A 24,843-nucleotide genomic window follows, 5' to 3' on the forward strand; every position below is an offset into this window, starting at 1 on the left:
GGTGAGCGGCTTTTCTATTTTTAGAAAAGAGCTAATTTCCAAGCCATATTTACCTTGTTTTAGCATGTTGCTAGTTTTACTATTAGGAGGAATGAAGGATGCTGACAACAGAAGTAACATTAAAAGAAAAGCTAGATCCGATTATCCGTTTTGCTGTAGAAAATTTACCGGTGAATCCAGCCGATTTAACTATGGATGTTTCTGGGGAAACCTCTTTTGACAAGGCTATTGATACACTCATTAAACGTGCACTAGAGATTATTGACGAAGCAAATTCGAATTGGAGCTTTGTTGCTAGCCGATTATACTTACAAAAGCTTTACCATCAAGCTGCAAAAAATAGGAATTATGATGTCGCATTAAAATATGGCAGCTTTTATCAGCTCCTAAAAGACTTAACACAAGAGGGAATATACACGACTAAATTACTTGATACATATTCAAAAGAAGATATAGATTTTTTAGCTAATCATATAAATCCGGAGCATGACCTACAGTTCACATATTTAGGTCTCTATACCCTTGCTAACCGATACTTGGCTACAGACCATGATAAAAACACGTATGAACTTCCTCAGGAGCGATGGATGGTTATTGCCATGCATCTTATGAAAGATGAGGATAAAGCAAGTCGTCTTGATTTAGTTCTGGAGGCATATTGGGCGTTAAGCAATTTATATATGACGGTTGCCACACCAACACTAGCTAATGCTGGGAAAACACATGGACAGCTATCTAGCTGTTTTATAGATACAGTGGATGATAGCCTACAGTCTATTTATGATAGTAATACCGATATAGCAAAGCTTTCAAAAAATGGCGGTGGAATCGGTGTTTATATGGGGAAAATCCGTTCTAGGGGTAGCTCCATTAAAGGGTTTAAAGGGATGTCTAGCGGAGTAGTTCCTTGGATTAAGCAACTGAATAACACAGCAGTAAGTGTGGATCAGCTTGGTACGCGTAAAGGGGCAATAGCAGTTTATCTGGATGTTTGGCATATGGATATTGAAGCTTTTTTAGATTTGAAATTAAATAATGGGGATGACCGGATGCGTGCGCATGATATTTTCACCGGTGTGTCCATTCCAGATTATTTCATGGAACAGGTAGCTAGTCGTGGAGATTGGTATTTATTTGACCCACATGAAGTTCGTGAAGTAATGGGGTACTCATTAGAGGACTTTTATGATGAGGAAAAAGGGGACGGGTCCTGGAGAAAGAGATATGAGGAATGTATCCAATGTGAAAAACTAACGAAGAAGAAGCTGCCTGCTATTTTAATTATGAAGAGGATTATGATTTCTCAGCTTGAGTCTGGGACACCATTTATGTTTTATCGAGATGAGGTAAACAGACAAAATAGTAATGCACATTTGGGTATGATATATTGCTCCAATCTATGTACGGAAATTACCCAAAATCAATCACCAACCGAATTTCTAGAAGAGTTTACAGATGAAAATGGGTATATCACCAAAACGTATAAGCCTGGAGATTATGTAGTTTGTAATCTTAGCTCAATCAATCTAGGAAAGGCTGTTCCCGATAATGTGTTAGAACGCTTAATTAAAATACAGGTTCGAATGCTCGATAATGTCATTGATATCAATACATTACCAATCCTTCAAGCACAGCTTACAAACCAAAAGTACCGTGCTATTGGACTTGGTACATTCGGCTGGCATCATTTATTAGCGAAAAAGCAAATCCATTGGGAAACAGAGGAGGCAGTGGAATACGCAGATGATTTGTATGAGAAAATTGCTTTCTTGACCATTAAGAGTAGCATGGAATTAAGTGTGGAAAAGGGAAGCTATCCAGCCTTCACAGGAAGTAAATGGAGTACTGGAGCATACTTCGATGAAAAAGGATATGTCGGTGAAAAATGGCAAGAGCTAAAAGCTGCCGTAATGGAAAAAGGGATTCGTAATGGATACTTAATGGCAGTTGCGCCAAATTCCACAACTGCTATGATTGCGGGTTCTACAGCAAGTATTGATCCGGTTTTTAAACCGTTCTACCATGAAGAGAAAAAGGACTTTAAAATTCCAAATACAGCTCCAGACTTAGACCATCGTACGTATGATATTTATCGTCGCTCGGCATATATTGTCGATCAACGCTGGTCTGTTAAACAAAATGCTGTACGCCAAAAACATATTGATCAGAGTATATCCTTTAATTTCTATGTTCCACATACAATCCGTGCTTCGGTATTACTAGACCTACATCTTCAGGCGTGGAGAGAAGGACTAAAAACTACTTATTATGTAAGATCTACCTCGACCGATGTAGAAGAATGTGAGTGGTGTTCCAGTTGAAAACATTAATTGCTTACCTATCCTACAGTGGTAATACAGAAGAGGTTGCCGAGTATATTCAAAAGAAGTTAGAGACAAGAGGAGCGATGGTGGATAAGCACCGTATCGGCATCGATCCTCCAGTCCATCCTTCTGATTATGATGTGGTATTTATTGGTACCTTTACATGGGAAAATGGCAGTACGCCAGAAGAGGTAAAGGACTTTATTTTAGAAATAGGCTATAAGCCAAATAATATTGCAGTATTTGGAACAGGGGATACACAGTTTGGTTACTTTTGCGGTGCGGTTGATAGGCTTGTAAAGTTTTATGAAAGCCCATGGGCTGGATTGAAAATTGAACAGTCACCGAGAGGATTCCAGGAAATATTGATAGATCAATGGCTGAAGGGAGTATTACAGCATGTCCGTAGCATTGCTTAAAAAGGCAAAAACAATGGAGCCACGATTTCCGAATAAATCTACGAAAGTATTCGGAGGGGAGTCAAGTGGTATTTTAAATTGGAATGATATTAAATATCCACATTGGTATAAAATGTACAAGCGACTAGTAGGGAATTACTGGCAAGCAGATGAGATTAATATGTCTGCTGATGTAAAGCAATTTCCGATGCTTACTCAATCAGAACAGGATGCATACTTGAAAATAATAGGCTTACTATCGACGTTGGATGCCCCACAGACTAGAACAGCCCTGTTAATTTCTTTATATGCAACCGATCCGTCTGTTCAATCTATTATGGCAGTGATTGCTCAACAGGAAGCAGTTCATAATGAAAGCTATTCCTATGTCCTTTCTTCCGTAGTGTCTTTAAAGGAGCAGAATGAGGCGTTTCAGTTGGGACGTAAAGACCCTGTTCTATTAAAGCGAAATAAAAGGCTTATTGCTGGCTACAATCAATTTGTGGAAGAGCCGAGCATTGAAAATATCGTAAAAACACTTGTATATACCGCTCTTTTGGAAGGACTATTTTTCTATTCTGGTTTTGCATTTTTCTATAATTTAGCAAGGGATAATAAGATGGTTGGAACCTCTACGATGATAAGCTATATAAATCGTGATGAACTTGAGCACGGTAGATTTATTTCTGAGCTATTTCGTGCAACTCTAGCTGAGTACCCAGAGCTGAATACAGAATCCATGATGGAATGGGTGTATCAGGAATTTAGAACCTCCGTGGAATTAGAAATGGAATGGTCAACGTATGTACTTGCAGAGGTTGAGGGGATTGATTTGGAGCAAATGCAAGGCTATATTAAATACCGTGCTAACAAAATGCTACGATTACTAGGCTTGAGTGAAATCTATCCTGAACAAGTTGAAAACCCAATGAAATGGATACGTGCTTACGTTGATAATATCGATGGAACGAAAACAGACTTCTTTGAACAAAAGTCAAGACAATATACCAAGACAAGTGACTTGAATGGCTTTGATGACTTGTAAACGATAAGAACAAATTTGGTATTATGTAAAGAAGAACCCTATTGAATGATTACAACATTAATAGGGTTCTTTTTTTATTTTCTAATTTTTCCTATTGCTCTTCCCGGAAGCAAACCATCCGATTATAGCAATTCCGAGTAACACAACCCAGAAGGTAACTGTCCAGCCGGTACTATGTGGAAATTCATGTGGTAAAATTCCAACTTTGTCATGACTTAATGTTATGACAGCTAATTTTACCCCTACCCAAGCTACAATCAAATAAGCGGTAGTCTCAAGTCCAGGTCGCTTATCCAATAATTGAACAAACCATCCTGCAGCAAACTTTATTAAGATTAGTCCAGCAATACCAGCTAAGACAACGATAAAGAATTGTCCTGTATCCATACCACCGAAATGACCAAAGCCAGTTTCTGGTAATACGATTGCAAGCGCTACAGCAGCTAAAATGGAGTCAATTGCAAAGGCAAGGTCAGCCAATCCAATTTTCGCAACCGTTGGCCAGAATCCCTTCCCTGCTGATTCCTCTTCCTTTTCACCTTTGTCTCCTTTAGAAGAACCAAGGTCTTGAATTACGTGCTTTAATCCTAAATAAATTAAATAGGCGGCACCGATTGCTTGAACCTGCCATACATTAGCAATAAATGAGATAGCAAATAATGCAGCAAAGCGGAAAAAGAAGGCCATCAGGATACCGTAATTGATTGCTTTCTTTTTCTGATGATCTGGCAGATGTTTTGCAATTACTGCCAAAACTAATGCGTTGTCAGCAGACAGAATTCCCTCCAGCCCAATCAAAATTAATAGAGTCCAGGCATATTCTAGCCATATTGATTCCATTTAGTTTTCTCCCTTCCAACATAAAAAATAGAGGCTTATACCATGTACGATGGTAAAGGCCCCTAAAAAAGTAAAGACCTTTACCAATATTGGCAAAGGTCTTGCTAACAACACCGATGGGTTGCCAGTAATGCCGAGAGTAATGAATACTCTGAATTGACGACATAACTGTTAAAGCTACTCCCCTTTGAAATTATAAGTATATTTAATCATTAATTCTATTTTATGTCAATAATTTATTACACTATAATTGGAGAGAGCCCTTACCTAAATTTATTTTGATATAATGACACAGTTTTATTCCTGAAGGGTAACTACAACTCGTTCTTATCAATTAAATCGCCTGTTGCGGCATTTACCACATAGTTACATGAAACTCGGCCACATAATTGATAACTTTCCGATTTAGCATTTTTAACATAAACAGGAATGACTTCAATCGTTCCTACTATTTTTGAAAATGCCTCCTCTTTTGTGACAGAGACTTGGTCTTTTTCCTTATAATCGTTAAACATGTCGAGAAGGAATTGACTATCCCAATAATTAACAGTTGTAAAATCCTCGCGATTTATAATTACCTTTAATTTCCGTTTAAATGCTTTAAATGTCTCTCCTTCAAGCTCAACAAAAATATAATTCTTTTCAGGGTACATTCCAGTGGCTGTCCATTTTCCGGAGTCATTTGGATAGAATTGACTCAGGAAATCCTTCGTTTCTTCTAATGCTAGAGTAAGTTCGTTTTGTGAAATGGGCTGTACGATTACCTTATGCACGGCATCCTCGTAGGATATCTCTGTAGATAGCTCTAAGTCCTTCAGTGAGAACTCTTTGGTGCTAGTATTATCCCATTTGATCACACGATTTAACTGATGGTATGTATCCAAAGTAAGAATGGATTCAGGAAGGATAATCTCCGATTGATCATTACGTATATAGAATTCATTTACCTGCCAGATCGGTAGCCATTTTTCCTCTTCCTCTATCGGAGCTTCTAAGAATGAAAAATGGTCTTGAATTTCCTCCGTTATATCATCCCTAGTTAAGGAAAAGGGCTCCCATTCCACCTCATCCTCTGTTGGGAATAAGCCATCGATAGAAAACATTGTTAGTTGGTTCGTATCATTAAAGCGAACCTCTATCTCACCTGTTGGTGCAACTTCCATATTATCGACAGTCGCTTGAAAACGATATTCTCTATCTCCTTCATATACTAGCTTAAACTGTCTACCGAACATCATATCTGTTACTTCTTCCACCCATTCTATTACATTCTCTATTTCAGGGGTTGGGAGACTGTGCTCATTTGCAAAAGAAACCCCATTTACAAAAATAATTCTTCTCAATTTATTGGTATGGAAATCAATATCTAAAGAAGCCGTACCAGCTGGATTAAAATCCTCATGTTCTTCAGAAGCTTCCTCCGTAGGGAACAATTCTAAAGAAAGAATATAACTTGTACGATTATTTAAATTTGTTTCTGAAAATATATGACTACGTTCTAAAACATAATGATCTAGGCCTAATTTTTCTTGCCATGCCTTAGCTCTGGAAAGAATGTCTTCGTTCATTAAATTACCCTTCCTTTGTCTTATTTCCTACCATTATAACAAAGCATACGAGATTAAATAAAATAATACTTTACCTTCCCCTTAGAGTAATGTTTATAGTAAATACGAGGGAGGGAAAAGCAATATGAAAATTAAAGAAGCGGCAATTTTTTTAAATACGACCCCAAAGACACTACGTTTTTATGAGGAAAAAGGGCTGATTTACCCAAGAAAGGATAAAAGCAATCAATACCGGACTTATTCCCATGAGGATTTATATCGGATTAGTACAATCTTATCCTTACGTGAAATAGGTATGTCAATTCCTGCGATTAAGTCATTACTTGATAATCCTACATTAAGCGATAAGCAATATTTGGATATCCAACGTTCCGCACTATTTGAACAGTGGATAGAGATGCGAGATATGATTGAAACAGTTGATAAGATGTTATTGCAGGACGATATGAAGGACATCGAACCAATCCGTCAATTAACGAACCATCTAAAAAAGCTGAAAGAAATTCGCCGTTCCTGGACGGATCGTTGGAATTTTGATAACCAGGCAGCCAATTATGATAATAATATTAAAAAAGATGGTCATGTTTTTAATATCCATGATGGTTATGATCAAGCTCTAGCAAAAGTGGTGGACATGGTGCAGATATCAAGTGGCAAGACAGTGATTGATATTGGAATTGGGACAGGTAATTTAGGCTCACGATTTTTATCAGTCGGTGCTAGGGTCATTGGTGTTGACCAATCAACACTGATGCTTCAAAAATGTAAAGAGAAATATCCACAGATTGAAACAAGGAAAGGACATTTTCTCGCGTTACCTTTATTAGATCAATCGGCTGATGCGATTGTGTCAAGCTATGCTCTACATCACTTAACAGACGAAGATAAGCTATTTGCATTAGAAGAAATGCTTCGGGTAATAAAACCAGGAGGACAAATTTGTATTGCAGATTTAATGTTTCATGATAACTATCACCGTAAGAAGGTAATTAGTTCTTATTTGCGGAATGGAAATAAGCTAGCGGTCGAGTCGATAGAGGATGAGTACTTTGCGGATAAATCACGAATACTAGCTTGGTTGACGGAAAGAGGGTTGTTTGTTAAAGCTATGCAATTTAATGATATTCTCGGATTAATCTATATAAAAGTTAATTGAAATAGAGTAAGGCTGTCTAAGTATAATTGGAGACACATAAGACAGCCCTATTTTATTTACTACCCAAATACTCGACCAAAGCCTCCATAATAGCTTCAGCTACACTGTTTTGATAAGCATCTGTTTGTATAGTTGCAAGCTCCTTCTTATTTGTGATAAAACCTAATTCAATCAAAACTGCTGGCTGATGATTTTCTCTTAATACCGTATACCCATGGTGAATAACTCCACGGTTTCGTAAATGAATCTTTTCAGCAAGGGTCTTCTGAATCGTCTGTGCTAATCGTTCTCCATTTCTATAGTAATACGTATGGAACCCGCCTACATAATCTTCATTATAAGCGTTAAAATGAATACTTATAAAAGCATCTGCATGATTTTGGTTACTAAGCTGTACACGCTGCTGAAGGGAGACAAAGGAATCATCCTCTCTTGTTAAAATGACTGTTGCACCTGCCTGCTTTAATTGTTCAGCAATTCGTAAGCTAACAACTAAAATCATGTCTTTCTCTAATATATTCTGCTGACCTAAAGCTCCAGGATCCTTCCCGCCGTGTCCAGGATCAATTACAATGGTATATCCTGATAAAAGCCCTTTAGGCAGAAATACTTCAGATTTATTATCCTTGTTCCTTTCTGCAAGTGTAGAAAGGGGGAATAGGGCAATGTTAAAAAGGATAACCAATACAAGAAAGATACAGCTGTATTTCATAAAAGAAACTCCTTCCTACGTTATCCTTAGATAGGATTATCCTAAAGTACCTCATTTTAAACGAAAACTGCTCTACCTATTTTGCAGAAAAATATACTTAAACTGTAAAATAAAAGAAATGGATGGTTCGAATAAATAGTTTACTGGAATGATTAATAATCCAAAGAGGAGTGATAGAAATGGTAGAAAATAAAGTTGTATTTGTAACAGGGGCTGCGAGTGGTATTGGTTATGCAATTGGAAAAGAATTTGCTAAGCAAGGTGCAAAGGTAGTGCTTACCGACATTAATGAGGGAAAACTAGAGGAAGCTGTAAATACATTAAAAGATAATGGGCTAAAAGTGACTGGAATACGTTGTGACGTAACAAGTGAAGAGGAAATAATACATGCTTTTGAGAAAACAAGAGAATTATTTGGACGTTTGGACGTATTGATTAATAATGCTGGGATGCAGCATGTTGCTAGACTTGAGGACTTTTCTACAGAAGTCTTTGAGCGTATGGTACATTTGATGTTAGTTGCCCCATTTGTCGCCATTAAGCATGTTATCCCTATCATGAAGAAGCAAGGAAGTGGACGTATTCTAAATATGGCATCAATTAATGGTTTAATTGGGTTTTCTGGAAAGGCTGCTTATAATAGTGCCAAGCATGGGCTGATAGGATTAACAAAGGTAGCTGCTCTGGAAACAGCAGAAGCTGGTATTACAGTCAATGCTATCTGTCCTGGTTATGTAGATACCCCACTTGTACAAAATCAATTACAAGATCTTGCCAAAACAAGAAATGTAGCGTTAGAACAAGTGCTAGAGGAGGTTATTTATCCATTAGTTCCACAAAAAAGGTTACTGGATGTACAAGAAATTGCTGATTATACTATCTTTTTAGCCAGTGAAAAAGCCAGAGGTATTACTGGTCAAGCAGTAGTACTGGATGGAGGATATACAGCTCAATAGTGAAGTATTCGAAACTTTCACTCGGTTAATAGAAGAAAAAATGGTAAAATAAGAACTATATAATTTTATTGATGGGAGGATATTCATGAACGAACATTTTACAAGACCAATGCGATTTGGTGAGGTATTAGACCAAACCTTTCGCTTGAGTAAAAATAATTTTTCTAGTTTTTTATTGATAATGTTAATTTTGATAGGTCCTACGATATTATTGGAAGCTCTTATATTGTTACTAACTGGGACCGGTTTTTTCCGTGATATGGCTAGTGGAGGCTCATTCTTGGAACAGTATTACAATACGATACTTGATGTAGCGTATGAGCCGACAACAATAGGTGAGGATATAGGTACCATCATAATGGGGCTAGCATCTATTGTGCTCTATCCAATGGCACAGGCAGCGATTATTTTAGTGATTGATGCTAGTAGAAGACAGGAAGAATTTGCAGTGGGTTCCGCTATTAAACGAGCATTTTCAAGATTTTGGCCAATATTTGGTAGCTCCTTATTAATGGGCCTTATTATTTTTGGAATGTTTTTTGTTGCGATCATTGTAATTTCCATCTTTACAGCGATTGGAGTGGTTTTTCATCCTATTATTGGAATTGCAATGGGTGTAGTTTTATTTTTAGTGATTGGTGGAGCGATAGCTTATTTCTTGACCCGTTGGGGGCTATATCTTCCTGCCGTTGTATTCGAACATTGCGCTCCAGGGCTTGGCAGAAGCTGGAGCTTAACGAGAAGAAATTTCTGGAGAACATTTGGTTTATTTGTAGTACTAGGCTTAATAATAGTCGTTATTAGTTCTGTATTTGAATTGTTGTTCTTCTCATTTCTTGGCACAAGTGTTGTCTACAATATTCTTTTAAGTATAGTAAATCTTATTACCACAATGTTTTTTGCAGTTGGTTATGCCATTATTTATTTTGATCTAAAGCTCCGAAATGATGGAGACGATTTAATAGACATGATGGAAAACTATGAAAATCCTAAAAACTAAAGGCCTCATGTAGGGTGATGTAAATGATAGATTTAGACCAAGCAAATGATAAAATAGAAGAAATTCTGCATCGCGATGAGTATCTCGTTTACTTAAAGGATAACCGTAGCTTTCTTCAGAAATGGTGGGATTCCATTAAGGAATGGTTTGGGAACCTGTTTCAGGAACTATTTAGTTCTATTAATCCAGCAAATGGGTTTGCTACGGGAATTGTTGTCATCCTGTTAGTTGTTGTCGTTATGCTAATACTTGTTGCTGGTTTCTTTACGATACGGAATTGGAGAAGGAAATCAAAACTTCAGAAGCATGCCCCGCTCTATCAGAAGCATGAAAAGGATTGGGGATATGAGGAACATATTGCTGAAGCTAATAAACGAGAAGTAGCTGGTGATTTACAACTAGCTACTCGTCATATGTTTCTAGCACTCTTACTCTATTTTCACAATAAGGAATTTGTAGAGGCAAGAATATGGAAAACAAATTGGGAGTACGGACAGGAATTAAGACGTACAGATAAAAACTTAGCAGAAAGCTTCCAGCAACTTGCTCGTATATTTGATGAAGTTGTCTATGGGGAACAGAAGGTAGAAAGAGATGCCTATATGTCCTACAAGGAGACTATTGGAAGCTTACTAGCCAAACAATTGAATGAAGAAATAGGGCAAGGTTAGGAGGCGAGAGCATTTGAATAAATCAGTTAAGCAAACATGGGCTTGGATTGTTACTCTCGTCATCATCTTTGGTACGGTTAGCTTATTTCTTGGTTCGAAAAAACCGGTGGAATACTCACCATACATATCTACCTCTCCTTCACCCACTGGGGTAAAGGCATTTTATACATATATGGAAGAGGAAGGAATCCCAATTAAACGTCTCAAGGAAGCACCACTTTCCAATGATAATGAACAAGAAAAGCTTTTATTAATGATAGAGCCCACTTTATTATCCAATCAGGAAGCTAGGAAGGATTATGAAAGCTTCGTTAAAACCGGTAATACGTTGGTTATATTCAAACGTAATTTAGAAGGAATGTTTGATATAAAGACTACTTTTGGTATGTCAGACGAAGAGGCGGTCACCATTAAAGATCAAAATGGTGAAGAATATAAAGCGACCATGTTAACACAAATGCGAATTTTACCAGATGAATCGGATAAAGTTTTATTAGAGGATGACTTTGGAGCTATTGCAATTAAGCGAAATATTGGCGAAGGAACGTTAATTGCCGTTAATTCACCGGATTGGCTAACCAATCAATTTATACTAGAGAATGATAATCTAAATCTAGTATTTCAACTGTTGGAAGAACCTCAGTGGAATACAATTTTAGTTGATGAATATTCACATCAATCTACTAAAAAGCAAGCAATATTTGAGGTATACCCGATGTGGCTATTGGTCGGTTCGTTACAGCTCATTATAGTTACATTACTTTGGTTATTATATAAAGGAAAGAGGTTCGGGCCAATTTTGAGACCTCGGGAGGAAATGGTTCGATTTAGTGACGAGCATATAACGGCATTAGCTGCATGGTATCAAAAAGGTAAGCTATATCGCGATTCCTTACATTCCCAAGCAAGCTATTTAAGATCAATCTTCCAGGAGAAATGGGGGATTTCTTATCAAAAGGACTGGGAAGATATTCAAGAACAGTTGCTATTAAAAGTTTCTTCTATGAATAGAGAAGCGATTACTTCTTTTGTTAAAGAAATCGATACCGTGCTAAAAAAACCCGATATATCCAAACAAGAATACTTACTATGGTCGACACGAATTGATCAGTTACGGAAAGAGGTGGAGGAAGGATGAGAGCAGAATTAACATCCTTAATAGAAAGCTATGAAAAACGTATTTTAGGTCAAGCTATGAACCTAAAACTATTATTGTCTGCAATACTAGTTGGTGGCCATGTATTGCTGGAAGGTGTTCCTGGTACAGGGAAAACACAAATGGTAAAAACGTTAGCCAGTCTTTTAGGCGGTGCTTTTAATCGGATTCAGTTTACACCAGATTTACTTCCAAGTGATATTACAGGTAGTACTATTTACAATATGAAGGACGGCTCCTTCCAAACACTAAAGGGGCCAATTTTTACGAATGTGCTATTAGCTGACGAAATCAATCGTACACCTGCAAAGACACAGGCGGCTCTCCTTGAGGCTATGGAAGAACAGCAAGTTACGATTCAAGGTGAAACATATCGACTTCCCGAAGTGTTTTTTGTTGTAGCAACACAGAATCCAATTGAATTTGAAGGCACATATCCACTTCCAGAGGCACAACAGGACCGTTTTCTCTTTAAATTGCAAATCGGCTTTCCAACTTTAGAGGAAGAAACGAATGTGTTACGAAATGTACTAGAAAACAAAACATTTATGGATGAAGTCCAATCCGTTTTAGATATGGACACCTTCCTAGCAATTCGTACTGAAATAGATGCAGTTACCTTAAGTGAAGAGGTTTTAGACTATATTATGCAAATCATTCACCGAACTAGGAATACGGAAACCATCCGTTTTGGTGCAAGTACGAGAGCTGCTATTGCACTTGGAAAGGCAGCGCGTTCATGGGCATATTTAGATGACCGTGATTATGTTACACCAGATGATGTGAAAATGGTTGCTAAGCCATCATTACGTCATCGCATTCATGTATCTCCTCATATGGAATTGGAGGGAGTGAACATTGACCAAGTTATTGAAGAGCTTGTCGGCTCGGTTCCTGTTCCTAGATAGAGGTATAGTTCCGACCAAGCGGCTCCTAATTGGCTATATTAGTATATCGATTTGTATTACATTATTTACATTCATCGGTTTTTCTTGGCTTCAAATATTTATGATAAATGGGTTAATATTGTTGGCGAGTCTACTTGATTTACGTTCTATACCAAAGCGAAGTGATATACAGGTGACACGTTCGATCCCAGCAAATCTTGAACGAGGGCTGAACTATATAGTAAATTTACAGGTGCAAAATAATTCGAACCTCTCCTGTCATATACAGCTTATTGATGGAATGCCACAGTCCTTCATCTCAAATTTTCCTATTGAGGGAGTAGTACCAGGCAGGGGGACAGTAGAGCTTACATATCCAATCATTGCACCTGTTCGGGGAAAGTATTTGTTGGAAAAGATGTTTATTCGTTATCAAAGCTCACTTGGTCTTTGGCAAAAACAAATGGCTGTACAAGTATCTGATGCGATACGTGTCATTCCAGATTTATCCGAAACAAAAAGATACTTAGAAGATGCACAGCACTTTTTGATGCATGAAGGAATGAAAATTCGCAAGCAAAAAAGTGGTGTTGGGGAATTTGCGCAAATTCGCAACTATGTTGTCGGGGATGATCCAAGAAAAATAAATTGGCGTCAGACCGCCAAACTTCAAACTGTCATGACAAATCAGTATGAACCAGAGCATGGCAAGCATGTTATGATTCTGATTGATTGCGGGCGTACGATGGGTGCAGAATTACGTCATACGAATCGTTTAGAGAAGGCAATTGAAGCATCGTTAACAGTTGCAGCAGCAGCACTTGGGAACGGTGACTATGTTGGTATTATAGCTTTTTCTAAGGAGGTAACGGTCTTTGTGCCCCCAGATAAGGGAATGGCTCAACTACAAAAAATACTAGATGCAGTCTATGATATTAAAGTTGATGCAGCAGAATCAAATTATTTACAAGCTATGAATTATCTACAGACCGTGCAGAAAAAAAGAGGATTAATTCTTCTGTTTAGCGATATTCAAGCCTTTCTACAAGAAGAACAGACACTCTTTTATTTTGAGGGAATAAAACGAAGACATATGTTTATGCTTGTAACCATTAAAGATGAATTACTAGTGAATAGAGCAAGACAAGATCCTACTAGTTTAAATCGAGCAATGGTAAAGGGTATTGCGCAGGAACAAATCATGCACCGCAAACGACAAAAGACAAAATGGGAAAAGCAAGGATTCATTCTAGTAGAGGCAAAGGAAGACCGGCTAGCAACAGCTGCGGTCTCCCATTACATTCATATTATGAATCAAGGCTTACTGTAGCATTTTTTCTGGCTAGTAACATTCTGCCTATGATCATATATGCGACAAGGCCAATTACTGTGATACATGCCACAGCATATTTTGCTTCTAAGGAAATGGATGAAGGTGTTATAAAGCCCTCAATAATACCAGCTATAATAAAGAGCGGAACAGTTCCGAGAAATAATTGAACAGACCGTTTTCCATGCAGTTTAAGCTGGTATGCTCTAGTATATTTGCCTGGAGCAAAAAGTTTATAGCCCATCAGTAAGCCTGCACCTCCGGCAATGAAGATGGCTGTTAATTCTATCATGCCGTGCGGAACAATATATGCCCAAAATTCATAGCTCATGCCGGAGTGCCAGAATACCCCTGCAAGAGCACCGACGAGTAAGCCGTTATAGATCATTAAGTAAACAGTTAAGATACCGAACGTAATACCACTCGCAAATGCTAGAATAGCCACCTGTATGTTATTGGTCATGATTTCTGCCGACATAATAGAGGAATCGATGGAATCATGGCCCTCACCTAGACGATCAGGGTCAATTCCCTGGGATATATCCGTAGGTAATACCGCATATAGATGGAGTGGATCATCGAGAACAGCAAGGAAGCCTGCAAGACCACCAAGAGTGAATAAAAGAAATGCAGCCACAATGAACTTCCATTGCTCTAATAGTAAACCAACAAATTTTCTCGTGAAAAATTCACGAATTTGTTTTCCACTTGTTACCTGATCTTTATAAAGTAAATTATGAGATTTACCTACTAAATCGTTGATATAAGCGGTAACATCTTCGTTAGGAAAATAGGTTTGACTATAGGACAAATGCTGGGCAGCCTTTTGATAAAGCTGATCAAACTCTTTTAAGCTTTCCCTTGTTATCTGTTTTCTTTTACTTATGATGGCTATGTATTGTTCAAGCTGTTTCCATTCCTCACGGTGAAGCTTGATAAACTGTCTAATATCCAATGGAAAACCTTCCTTCCAATAGTGTACATATACTTATCTTATTATAATTTAATGAATAGTGAAACTTCAACAGGGGGATATAGAATGAATCAAGGAAAGGTTGAAATTAAAACGCCGGAATTCGTTTCCCTTCAATATCAGATTGCTGGCCTTGGAAGTCGGGCAGCAGCAATGATTATTGATCAATTATTAATTATCATTGTTAACTTCATCATCATCTTATTATTTTTAATCGCTAATTCCTCCAGCTTCTTATACCTATCAGATTCATGGGTTCCTATTGCAATTGCGGTTCTCATTGTGTTTGTTATTAATTGGGGGTACTTTTTTGTTAGTGAGTATTTTTTTTGTGGGAAAACGTTAGGGAAAAAGTGGGTTGGTATTCGTGTTATTCAGGAGAATGGCCATAGTGTAACACTATTATCAAGCTTAATCCGAAACCTTCTACGTATTATTGATATGCTACCTACTAGTTATTTTGTCGGAATGATTTTTGTGTTTTTCCATTCAAAGCATAAGCGATTAGGTGATATTGTAGCGGGAACTATTGTAGTCCACGAACGTGGAGTGAAAAAACAAGGCACATCTAAAATGGAAAAAGAAATTGTTCGAAGAGGATTGACTAAGGATAGTGTACAGCTGGAGGAATGGGCATTTCGTTCCTTAGGGAAGAAGGAATGGGAGCTTTTACGTGTGTATAGTGGGAAATTTCTTCATGTTACCCTCAATGAGAGAGTGGTTCTAACCAGGCAATTAGCGGGTATTTTACTACCAAAGGTTGGAATAGAGGTAAATGATAAGGGATATGATGAGCTTGAGAATATATTATTAACCTTATATCTAATAGCAAAAGATGAATGGGAATATGAGATATAATAAAGGGTCTGACGCTTAGCGCCAGACCCTTTATCAATAATCAAACCCTGCAATAAGTCTAGGATCTAATCCACTTCCAAATCTCTCCAGGCGTAGCATTTTTACCATACATTAAAATACCAACCTTAAAGATTTTTCCAGCTAGCTTCATAAATAGGAAAATACTCAAGACAAGAACTACTAATGCGATTCCTATTTCCAACAATGGCCAATCCTCTAATACGGTTAAACGCATGATAAGGACACCAGGTGAAGTGAATGGAATATAAGATGCTACCTTTGCAACTATTCCACTTGGATCACTTAATACAGGACCAATTATAGCAAATGATAGGAATGGTAACATCATTACTAATCCTTGGAAATTTCCACTAGTAGTCATATCCGACATCGTAGCTCCAATACCAACGAATATGGCTGCAAATAATAAATATCCTAAAACGGCGATTAAAACTAATAATAATGTCTCCGGAACAAATAGATATTCTAGTACGGGTTCATCAATTTTAATAACAGCATATGGAACAACAAATGCGAGAAGAACCGCTACTTGAATGATACCAAGAACAAAGTAGCCGACGATTTTCCCTTGCATTAATTCACTTGGTGTTACAGAGGATAAAATAATTTCGGCAATCTTATCTTTCTTTTCCAGTGAGGCACTTTGGAATATCATCATCCCAGTAACCACTATCGCAAAAAGGATAACCCCTGCAAAGATGCCAGGAACTAACTTTACTAATGGATCTTCTGCTTCAACAGACTGTTCCCCACTTGCTTGATAGTCCTCTGCTGCTGTCTCTTCAAATACAACGCCATTTGAGATTACTTTAAGCTGTTCCTCAGATAAATTTAATGAAGCTATACGCGTTTGCTGTAGGGGAGCTGCCAGTAGCTGTACTTTTGCACTGAAGCCAGAGTCTATCTCATCTGTCGTATAAACTGGTATAACTCCATTGTCTAACGCTTCCTTCGTTAAAAAAATGTAGGCAGTGTCTTCATTATTTTCTAATTCATCCTTTATTTCATCTTCCTTCAGATCTGTAGGAAGTATATCCCAATCGAGATTGAACTGGTCAGCAGATTCTGTTATAGTGTCTAATACATTTAATTGGTCATTAATAAAAACAGTGGTTGATTGTGTTTCATCCTCTGACCCAAATAAGCTTCCTAAAAATCCGAAACCTAATATAAGAAGCGGAGTTAAGAATAGACCGATTATAAATGACTTATTTTTTATATTCCGTTTAATTTCCCATCTCGCAACCTTCATGGAATTACGCATGGACCTCACCTACTTCCGCGATTAAATTATTGTTTGTCGCAATGTCAATAAAGATTTCATGAAGGGAAATGCGATTGATTTTTAATTCTTGAATAGCTAGATTATTAGGTAATTGTTTTAGCCAGTTTGTTGGGTCTACCGTTTGTTCTAAATACAGAATAGATGTATCCTCTTTTTGCTCAACACGCTGTACCTGTGGAATATTTTCTAGAACAGATAATTGATTTTTTCCATGAATAGTACACTTGAAATTTGCGTACTTTGTTTTAACTTCATCAAGAGAACCATAAATTACTTTTTGTCCATTTTGAATCATGAACAATCTATCACACATTTCCTCTACTAGATTCATTTGATGGGAAGAAAGTAGGATGGCGGTTCCATTTTTAGCTAAACTGCGAATCTCTTCTTTAAAGAGCTCCTGGCTGACAGGGTCCAGTCCAGAAAATGGTTCATCCAAGATTAATAGTTCCGGCTCATGTAATACGGAGCCTATGAACTGGACTTTTTGCCCCATTCCTTTGGACAATTCTTCCATTGAAACCTTGTCTTTCCCAACTAAATCAAACTTCTCTAAATACATTAAAATTCTTTCTTTTGCTTTATCAAGTGGATAATCCTTGAGGTCAGCTAGGTATAATAAAATATCCATTACTTTTACGTTTTTATAAAGGCCCCGTTCCTCGGGTAGGTAGCCAATCTTATTTCGTGGAATTTCCTTGCCATCATAATTGTGGAACGTTATCGAACCACTGTCTGGATACATAATACCCATAATATTACGAATAGTGGTCGATTTACCTGCGCCATTCGGTCCCAAAATGGCCATTATTTCCCCCTTGCGAACCTCAAAAGATATGCCTTTTAAAGCCTGTTTATCTTTAAAGGACTTCTCTAATCCTTCAACTGTGAGCATGACTTCCTTCATGATATTCCTCCCATAGTAATAGTCATTATTAGAATAACGTATATATTTCCAGCTAGTTATCCGTTAGTAATACGAAGAAAGTGAAAAAAGGTTTCAAGAATTTGCTAATAGTATTGGAATAATGAAATGCTCTGAACCCTTGTTCACAAGTTAGTCAAAAACAAAACAAAATGTGAAATTATGAGCAATAAAATATTTACTAAACGTAAACATCATGTTATTATCTAAGTGTAATAAGGAATATAACCACAATATATTGTGAAATGATGAACATGTATAAGGAGATGAACGCTAATGATGAATTTCATTCGTGAAAATAAGGTGTTTGCAGGTTTGTTAACAATTATTCGAGTTTATATTGGGTATACTTGGTTAACAGCAGGGATTGGTAAACTTACAGGTGGTGGATTCGATGCTAGTGGATTCATTCAAGGGGCTATAGCAAGTGCAGGAGGTGAACATCCTGCGGTCCAAGGCTGGTGGGCAGCTTTTCTTGAAAACGTTGCACTTCCATATGCTGATTTGTTTAGTATGATGGTCATGCTGGGTGAGGTTTTAGTAGGTGCTGCACTAATACTTGGTATTTTTACGAACTTTGCTGCTGTTATGGGAATGACTATGAACTTTGCGTTTCTATTCAGTGGAACTGTTAGCACAAACGCACAAATGGTACTACTAACCATTTTATTAGCAGTTGCAGGCTTTAATGCTGGTAGATATGGATTAGATAGATGGGTAATTCCATTCCTAAAAAGCCATAAACCAATGCGAAAAAACACAAAAAAAATGGCCGTTGCCTAACATAGTAATTAATGAGCCGATCCAATCATGGATCGGTTTTCTTATTTGCCTCCAGTTTTTATGTTTAGTAGTGCAATTACATGTAAACAATGTAAATGATTACCATACAACTGGAGGGATTTACATGAAAAAACATTTGTTTGCTTTAATAATTATTGCTGCTGTTGTAGCGATAGCAAGCTATGGCTATTCAAAAGCAGATAATAAACGAGCTATAGACAAAGAGAACCCGAGTATTGAAACAGTAGGGCCACTTAAAGAAGAAGGTAAAAAGGTATTAGTAACCATGATTAATACAAAAGGGGAAACGATAGGTGAGGCTAGACTAGAGCAAACCCCGAATGGCGTTAGTATCAGCCTTGATGCTTCAAAACTGCCCCAAGGTACACATGGGTTTCATATTCATGAGAATGGATCCTGTGAGTTGCCAAAATTTGAATCTGCTGGTGGACACTTTAACCCAACAAATGCCAAGCATGGATTCAATAATCCAGATGGTCCGCATGCAGGAGATTTACCAAATATTGAGGTAAAGCCATATGGATTAGTTTCAACAAACGTAATTGCTGAAATGGTTACCTTGGAAAAGGGTAAAACTAATTCTTTATTAAAAGAAGGCGGAACTTCCTTAGTTATTCATTCACAGGCTGATGATTATACATCACAGCCAGCCGGCAATTCAGGTGAGCGAATAGCCTGTGGCGTAATAGCAGAGTAATGATGATAAAATGACCCTCTCAAATGAGTGGGTCATTTTATTTCTTAAGATGTTAACTTTGAACAATTTGTGATAAATATTAACAACTTTTTATTGACAAATTTGTTAACGAGTAACATAATAAGGTGGAAGACAATAAAGGTAATGTTTATCGTTAACCTATAAAAAGGATTGATGTCATGCAGCCATCTGATCGTAGAAAATGGATATTTAAAAAAATCACTACTGAAGGAAAGGTTGAAATTGACCAGTTATCAGAAGAACTCGATGTTTCTTCGATGACAATTCGGAGGGATCTTGACCAATTAGAAGGTTCAGGTCAAGTTATTCGTGTTCACGGTGGAGCAGTAGCTGCTAAATCACTCATTACTGAAACCCCTTTTACTACGAAAGAAAGTCGATATATCGTCGAGAAACGAGTTATCGCACAAAAGGCATTAGCATTTATCAAAGAGGGACAAACGATTTTGCTGGATTCCGGAACAACTACTCGCGAATTGGCAAAACTGTTAACTACATGGCAAAACCTTACTGTCATAACTAATGATATTAAAATAGCTTCCGAGCTAGTTGATAGTAAGTTGAAAGTTATTGTTACTGGTGGAGAGTTACAAAGTGAGGTTGGTGCTTTATTCGGACCGCAAACCCATCATCTACTAAAGCAAATCCATGTAGATGTATTCTTTTTAGGTGCACATGCAATTGACGTAAACGAGGGTGTAACGTCTCCGACTTTTGAAAAATCATTTGTAAAGCAATTAATGATAGGAGCAGCTGAGAAGACTTGGCTGGTCGCAGATTCAAGTAAGTTAAACCAAAGAGCTTTTTCTAAAGTATGCGATCTAAAGGAATTGAATGGTTTTATAACGGATGACTCCTTATCCGATGAGGATAGTAAAAAGTTATCAGAAGTAATTAGGATCTTCTAACAAAGAGGTGAAACATCATGAAGGTTGGCGTGGTTGCAGACGATTTAACAGGTGCCAATGCAACAGGAGTACGTCTTAGTAAGGAAGGGTTTACAGCTGCAACAGTAGTGTTCGATGGGGATATTCCAGATACCGCTGAACTCAATGCGATCTGTATAGATACTGATTCACGATATGCACCCGATCAATTAGTTGTAAGAAGGGTCAAAAAAGCAACAAAGCAACTTCGCGAATGGGGAGCAAAGGTAATTTGTAAACGGATTGACAGTACGGTTCGCGGAAAAATAGGATTGGAAATTGACACTGTTTTAGGTGAATTGGGAGAGAATAGTGTTGCAATTGTTGTCGCTGCTTTTCCTGATTCGGGACGTGTTTGCTCAGGTGGATATCTACTAGTTGATGGTATACCTGTACAGGACACGGATGTTGCAAAGGATCCTGTAATGCCTATTACCGCATCCTATGTTCCAGCAATAATTCAAGAGCAAAGTGAATTCCCTGTAGGCCATATTGGTCTAGATATTGTTTTAACAGAATCCTATCAAATTAAAGAGTCCATTGAAGCAGAAATAAAAGAAGGAAAACGGATTATTGTTATTGATGCTGTTACAGATGAGGACATTGATACAATTGCAGAGGCAATGGCATATATAAAAGGAATTAATTTAGTACCAGTTGATCCAGGACCACTGACAGCAGCATATTCAAAAGCTTATACACATCAGCATTCTGAACAAAGCAAAATTATTGTAACAGTTGGTAGTGTAACAAGCTTAACAGGTCATCAGCTCCGCTATTTAATGGATAAGACGGACTCAAAGCCAGTGTATGTTTCAGCTGAGAAGCTTGCAACAATGGGACAGAGCTGGGAAAAAGAAGTGGAGCGTGCGGTTGTAGAAGCACTTGAACAAATTAAGCGAGATGATGTTCTTATCATTACTACGCATAAAGAGGGCAATGGTCTTGTTGATTTTAAAACAATTGCAGCGACCGAAAATACAACACAAGATGCACTCGCAAAGCGGATCACAGATGGCCTTGCAAAAATCACTAGATTAGTTATGGAACAAACAAACTTCCCAATTCACGGCTGTTTCACAAGCGGTGGGGATGTAACAGCATCCTTATGCGCGCTGAGTATGGCTTCGGGAATTAAGCTAGAGGATGAAGTTTTGCCTCTTGCAGCATATGGAACCTTGATTGGCGGTCACTTTCCAGACTTACCAATTGTCACAAAAGGCGGAATGGTTGGTGACAAAAAGGCTATATTTGCGAGTGTAAAATACTTAAAAACAAAAAGGAGCAATGCAAAATGACACAACTTAGAGAAATCATTGCAATACCAATGGGAGACCCTGCAGGTATTGGCCCTGAAATAACAGCCAAATCACTAGCAAACAAAGAAATTTATGATATGTGTAAGCCAGTTGTAGTTGGTGATGCAAATGTATTCAAGAAAGCAATTGAAATTGTAGAGAAGGATTTACAAATAAACATCATCGCTTCCCCTGAGGAAGGGAAATATGAGTATGGAACAGTGGATTTAATCGATTTAAACAATATCGATATGAATGAATTACAGTATGGAGTTGTCCAAGCACAATGTGGTAAAGCAGCATTTGCCTATATTGAAACTTCTGTAAATCTTGCTAAAGAAGGAAAAGTAAAGGCATTAGCAACGACACCAATTAATAAGGAATCGTTAAAAGCAGGTGAAATTCCGTACATTGGCCACACTGAAATGCTGGAGTCACTAACTAATACACAAGATCCATTAACCATGTTCCAGGTTCGTGGCATGCGTATCTTTTTCTTAACTCGTCACTTATCTCTTAAGGATGCGATAGCCCAAATGACTAAAGAACGTGTTCGGGATTATTTAACACGTTGTGATAAGGCACTTCAGCGTCTTGGTGTTGAAAGCCGTAAGATTGCTGTTGCTGGTTTAAATCCACATAGTGGTGAGGGTGGCCTATTTGGAATGGAAGAAGTTGATGAAATTCGACCAGGAATTGAAGCAGCAATTGAGGATGGAATTGATGCGGTAGGTCCTGTTCCAGCAGACTCTGTATTTCATCAAGCATTACATGGTAAATACGATGCTGTCTTATCTTTATACCATGATCAAGGTCATATCGCGGCGAAGATGACTGACTTCCACCGCACTATTTCAATTACGAATGGCCTTCCTTTCCTAAGAACATCTGTTGATCACGGTACAGCATTTGATATTGCTGGGAAAAATATAGCTTCAAGTGTCAGCATGGAGGAATGTATCAAGCTGGCAGCTCAATACGCACCACGATTTACTGCTGAAACAATGGAATAAAGAAAAGGTTTTACTTAGCTAGGGATAATTATTCTATCCCTAGCCATTCCATAAATAATGAAAGCCATTACAAATTGGGGGGAAAGAAAATGGAAGTTTCAGGAACACAAATGATAATAGGGCTAGTTTTAGGAATTGCATTATTAATTTTCTTTGTCTTAAAAACTAAGATTCATGCTTTTCTAGCCTTATTAATTGCAGCTTCAGTAACAGGTATTGTCGGCGGAATGAAGCCGACTGATGTTGTCACGTCCATTACAGGTGGATTTGGAAGTACGCTAGCATCTATCGGTATTATCATAGGTCTAGGGGTAATGATGGGTAGAATACTTGAGGTGTCTGGTGCCGCCGAAAAACTAGCATACACCTTGGTTAAAAAGCTTGGTAAGAAAAAAGAAGAATGGGCTCTAGCGGTAGCGGGTTATATTGTTGCGATTCCAATTTTCGTTGATTCTGCATTCGTAATTTTACAGCCGCTCGTGAAAGCGTTGTCTCGAAAAACTGGTAAATCTGTAGTTGGCTTGGGTGTTGCATTAGCCATAGGTCTTGCTGCCACTCACCATGCCGTACCTCCAACTCCAGGTCCGTTAGGTGTTGCAGGAATCTTTGGTGCTGATATTGGTTTAATGATTATTGCAGGGCTATTATTTTCAATCCCAATTGTAATTGTAGGTATCCTCTATGCGAAATGGATTGGAAAACGAATAAATCAAGTACCAGAAGAAAATGGAGATGGATTTGTCAGACTAGAAGAGGGGCAAGTTTATCAAGAATTTTTGGATGCTGTTGACGAAAGAGAAAAAGCTTTACCATCGTTTATGAGGGCAATAATGCCAATTTTATTTCCGATCATCTTAATTTTCTTAAATACCACATTAGGTGCTCTAAATAGTTCAGGCATATTATCGATAAATGATACAACGCTTTCTTATGTTCAGTTCTTTGGTAACCCTGTAATCGCTGTTGCAATTGGTTTGATCGTTGCAATTTACACACTTGCAAACCATTTACGTCAATCCGAAGCATTGGAGCGTATGGAAGAAGGAATTACCTCTGCAGGAATTATACTACTAGTCACAGGTGCAGGTGGCGCATTAGGTAATGTGCTTCGTGAGAGTGGAACAGGTGACTTCATTGCCGAACAAATTGCATCCTGGTCTATTCCAGCGATATTAATCCCATTCTTTATAGCGACTTTTGTACGCTTAGTACAAGGAAGTGGAACTGTTGCAATGATAACGGCAGCATCAATTTCTGCTCCTATTATTGCAACACTAGATGTTAACCTTGTGCTAGCTTCTCAGGCAGCTGCTTTAGGTGCGATGATATTCTCTTACTTTAATGATAGCTTATTCTGGGTAGTTAATAGGATGTTAGGTATTAAAAATGTAAAAGAACAAATTATGGTGTGGTCTGTTCCGACAACAATCGCATGGGGTGTATCCCTCGTATCCTTAGTTATCGCTGACTTTGTTGTTCGTATGTTTTAATCTAAGCTCCCGAGCGTATGCTCGGGATTTTTTTTCTTTTGTTTAAAAATTATTGAATACCAAATAGGATGTTAATTATCACAAAGCGTTACTGAAAAGCTGTAATTACACTAAAGCTTTTGTTAATATGTTTAAAAATAGGAATATGTGTTCGTATAATTGGGAAGGATAAGTTATATCAACAACTAAATAATGTTCTCTTTAGGGTATTGGTTAAGCTTTGGATAGGAGGTGATGCTTCCTGAGAATGTATGAGGTTATGATGGTACTCGGAAACTTTGGTACACTACTTCTCTCACTTCTCGCTTTGGTGATTTCGATGATGAATAAAAATTAGATCCTTTCCAACTTGAACTGGCAAATAGGAAGTGACTAAACTGATAAAGCTGATATCCTTAGAGAACCGCTTATTCCTTTCCTAATGAGTTCAGTCTACAGCTGGACTCATCTCTTTTTTACGTTGCCATTAGTTTTGTTTCTAATAGTCGA

General features: G+C 37.8%; 24 protein-coding genes. 18 read left to right on the forward strand and 6 right to left on the reverse strand.

Annotated elements, in window-relative coordinates; all coding sequences use genetic code 11:
* Positions 1-98: 98 nt before the first annotated feature.
* From KI338_RS06625 to KI338_RS06635, 3 genes are read left to right on the forward strand one after another with little or no spacing between them, the layout of a single operon-like run.
* Entirely contained in the window at positions 99-2,321 is a 2,223-nt protein-coding gene (locus KI338_RS06625) for a ribonucleoside-diphosphate reductase subunit alpha (RefSeq protein WP_212920220.1), read from the forward strand.
* The gene (locus KI338_RS06630) at positions 2,318-2,743 is read left to right on the forward strand and encodes a flavodoxin (protein WP_244853444.1); all 426 of its coding nucleotides are present in this window, start codon (positions 2,318-2,320) and stop codon (positions 2,741-2,743) included. Before KI338_RS06625 ends, KI338_RS06630 begins: the two co-directional genes overlap by 4 nt.
* Entirely contained in the window at positions 2,724-3,767 is a 1,044-nt protein-coding gene (locus tag KI338_RS06635; protein WP_212920222.1) for a ribonucleotide-diphosphate reductase subunit beta, read from the forward strand. The genes KI338_RS06630 and KI338_RS06635 overlap by 20 nt, the downstream gene beginning before the upstream one ends.
* Positions 3,768-3,848: 81 nt before the next feature.
* Here KI338_RS06635 and KI338_RS06640 read toward each other — a convergent pair whose 3' ends face one another.
* A complete protein-coding gene (locus KI338_RS06640) occupies positions 3,849-4,607 on the reverse strand; it encodes a TerC family protein (RefSeq protein ID WP_212920223.1) in 759 nt (252 codons plus the stop codon).
* 314 nt (positions 4,608-4,921) lie between these two features.
* Entirely contained in the window at positions 4,922-6,175 is a 1,254-nt protein-coding gene (locus KI338_RS06645; RefSeq protein ID WP_212920224.1) for a hypothetical protein, read from the reverse strand.
* 124 nt (positions 6,176-6,299) lie between these two features.
* Here KI338_RS06645 and KI338_RS06650 point away from each other — a divergent pair, with 124 nt between their 5' ends.
* A complete protein-coding gene (locus tag KI338_RS06650; protein ID WP_212920225.1) occupies positions 6,300-7,331 on the forward strand; it encodes a MerR family transcriptional regulator in 1,032 nt (343 codons plus the stop codon).
* A 52-nt stretch (positions 7,332-7,383) separates the two neighbouring features.
* On the opposite strand, the gene KI338_RS06655 is transcribed toward KI338_RS06650, so the two are convergent.
* Positions 7,384-8,043 carry an N-acetylmuramoyl-L-alanine amidase family protein gene (locus tag KI338_RS06655; RefSeq protein ID WP_212920226.1) on the reverse strand — a complete coding sequence of 220 codons (660 nt, stop codon included), beginning with the start codon at positions 8,041-8,043 and terminating at the stop codon, positions 7,384-7,386.
* A 179-nt stretch (positions 8,044-8,222) separates the two neighbouring features.
* Here KI338_RS06655 and KI338_RS06660 point away from each other — a divergent pair, with 179 nt between their 5' ends.
* The 6 genes from KI338_RS06660 to KI338_RS06685 all read left to right on the forward strand — a co-directional run bounded on the left by KI338_RS06660 (position 8,223) and on the right by KI338_RS06685 (position 14,043).
* Positions 8,223-8,999 carry a 3-hydroxybutyrate dehydrogenase gene (locus KI338_RS06660; RefSeq protein WP_212920227.1) on the forward strand — a complete coding sequence of 259 codons (777 nt, stop codon included), beginning with the start codon at positions 8,223-8,225 and terminating at the stop codon, positions 8,997-8,999.
* 85 nt (positions 9,000-9,084) lie between these two features.
* Entirely contained in the window at positions 9,085-9,999 is a 915-nt protein-coding gene (locus KI338_RS06665; RefSeq protein WP_212920228.1) for a DUF7847 domain-containing protein, read from the forward strand.
* A 23-nt stretch (positions 10,000-10,022) separates the two neighbouring features.
* Positions 10,023-10,670 (forward strand): DUF4129 domain-containing protein, encoded by a 648-nt coding sequence (locus tag KI338_RS06670; protein WP_212920229.1) that lies wholly within the window; start codon positions 10,023-10,025, stop codon positions 10,668-10,670.
* 13 nt (positions 10,671-10,683) lie between these two features.
* The gene (locus KI338_RS06675; protein WP_212920230.1) at positions 10,684-11,808 is read left to right on the forward strand and encodes a DUF4350 domain-containing protein; all 1,125 of its coding nucleotides are present in this window, start codon (positions 10,684-10,686) and stop codon (positions 11,806-11,808) included.
* A complete protein-coding gene (locus tag KI338_RS06680; RefSeq protein ID WP_212920231.1) occupies positions 11,805-12,734 on the forward strand; it encodes an AAA family ATPase in 930 nt (309 codons plus the stop codon). The genes KI338_RS06675 and KI338_RS06680 overlap by 4 nt, the downstream gene beginning before the upstream one ends.
* Positions 12,685-14,043, forward strand: coding sequence for a DUF58 domain-containing protein (locus tag KI338_RS06685; protein ID WP_212920232.1), 1,359 nt, complete (start codon positions 12,685-12,687; stop codon positions 14,041-14,043). The genes KI338_RS06680 and KI338_RS06685 overlap by 50 nt, the downstream gene beginning before the upstream one ends.
* On the opposite strand, the gene KI338_RS06690 is transcribed toward KI338_RS06685, so the two are convergent.
* Positions 14,021-14,998: a stage II sporulation protein M gene (locus KI338_RS06690; protein WP_212920233.1), complete on the reverse strand. Its 978-nt coding sequence runs from the start codon at positions 14,996-14,998 to the stop codon at positions 14,021-14,023. The two genes, KI338_RS06685 and KI338_RS06690, sit on opposite strands and share 23 nt — an antisense overlap.
* Before the next feature lie 84 nt (positions 14,999-15,082).
* On the opposite strand from KI338_RS06690, the gene KI338_RS06695 reads away from it, so the two are divergent.
* Entirely contained in the window at positions 15,083-15,874 is a 792-nt protein-coding gene (locus tag KI338_RS06695; protein ID WP_212920234.1) for an RDD family protein, read from the forward strand.
* Positions 15,875-15,932: 58 nt separating this feature from the next.
* On the opposite strand, the gene KI338_RS06700 is transcribed toward KI338_RS06695, so the two are convergent.
* Positions 15,933-17,159, reverse strand: coding sequence for an ABC transporter permease (locus tag KI338_RS06700; protein ID WP_212920235.1), 1,227 nt, complete (start codon positions 17,157-17,159; stop codon positions 15,933-15,935).
* A complete protein-coding gene (locus KI338_RS06705) occupies positions 17,152-18,087 on the reverse strand; it encodes an ABC transporter ATP-binding protein (RefSeq protein ID WP_212920236.1) in 936 nt (311 codons plus the stop codon). The genes KI338_RS06700 and KI338_RS06705 overlap by 8 nt, the downstream gene beginning before the upstream one ends.
* Positions 18,088-18,381: 294 nt before the next feature.
* Here KI338_RS06705 and KI338_RS06710 point away from each other — a divergent pair, with 294 nt between their 5' ends.
* From KI338_RS06710 to KI338_RS17725, 7 genes are all read left to right on the forward strand, one after another.
* Positions 18,382-18,888, forward strand: coding sequence for a DoxX family protein (locus KI338_RS06710; RefSeq protein ID WP_212920237.1), 507 nt, complete (start codon positions 18,382-18,384; stop codon positions 18,886-18,888).
* Between the two features lie 124 nt (positions 18,889-19,012).
* The gene (locus KI338_RS06715) at positions 19,013-19,606 is read left to right on the forward strand and encodes a superoxide dismutase family protein (RefSeq protein WP_212920238.1); all 594 of its coding nucleotides are present in this window, start codon (positions 19,013-19,015) and stop codon (positions 19,604-19,606) included.
* Positions 19,607-19,785: 179 nt separating this feature from the next.
* Positions 19,786-20,535 carry a DeoR/GlpR family DNA-binding transcription regulator gene (locus KI338_RS06720; protein WP_212920239.1) on the forward strand — a complete coding sequence of 250 codons (750 nt, stop codon included), beginning with the start codon at positions 19,786-19,788 and terminating at the stop codon, positions 20,533-20,535.
* A gap of 17 nt (positions 20,536-20,552) precedes the next feature.
* A complete protein-coding gene (locus KI338_RS06725; RefSeq protein ID WP_212920240.1) occupies positions 20,553-21,851 on the forward strand; it encodes a four-carbon acid sugar kinase family protein in 1,299 nt (432 codons plus the stop codon).
* On the forward strand, positions 21,848-22,864 hold the full coding sequence (pdxA, locus tag KI338_RS06730) for a 4-hydroxythreonine-4-phosphate dehydrogenase PdxA (RefSeq protein ID WP_212920241.1): 1,017 nt from the start codon (positions 21,848-21,850) through the stop codon (positions 22,862-22,864). Before KI338_RS06725 ends, pdxA begins: the two co-directional genes overlap by 4 nt.
* 89 nt (positions 22,865-22,953) lie before the next feature.
* Positions 22,954-24,354 carry a GntP family permease gene (locus KI338_RS06735; protein WP_212920242.1) on the forward strand — a complete coding sequence of 467 codons (1,401 nt, stop codon included), beginning with the start codon at positions 22,954-22,956 and terminating at the stop codon, positions 24,352-24,354.
* A gap of 262 nt (positions 24,355-24,616) precedes the next feature.
* Positions 24,617-24,691, forward strand: coding sequence for a hypothetical protein (locus KI338_RS17725; RefSeq protein ID WP_244853483.1), 75 nt, complete (start codon positions 24,617-24,619; stop codon positions 24,689-24,691).
* Positions 24,692-24,843 lie beyond the last annotated feature (152 nt).

Origin of the sequence: Ornithinibacillus bavariensis, assembly GCF_018333235.1 — a bacterium.
GTDB lineage: Bacteria > Bacillota > Bacilli > Bacillales > Amphibacillaceae > Ornithinibacillus > Ornithinibacillus bavariensis.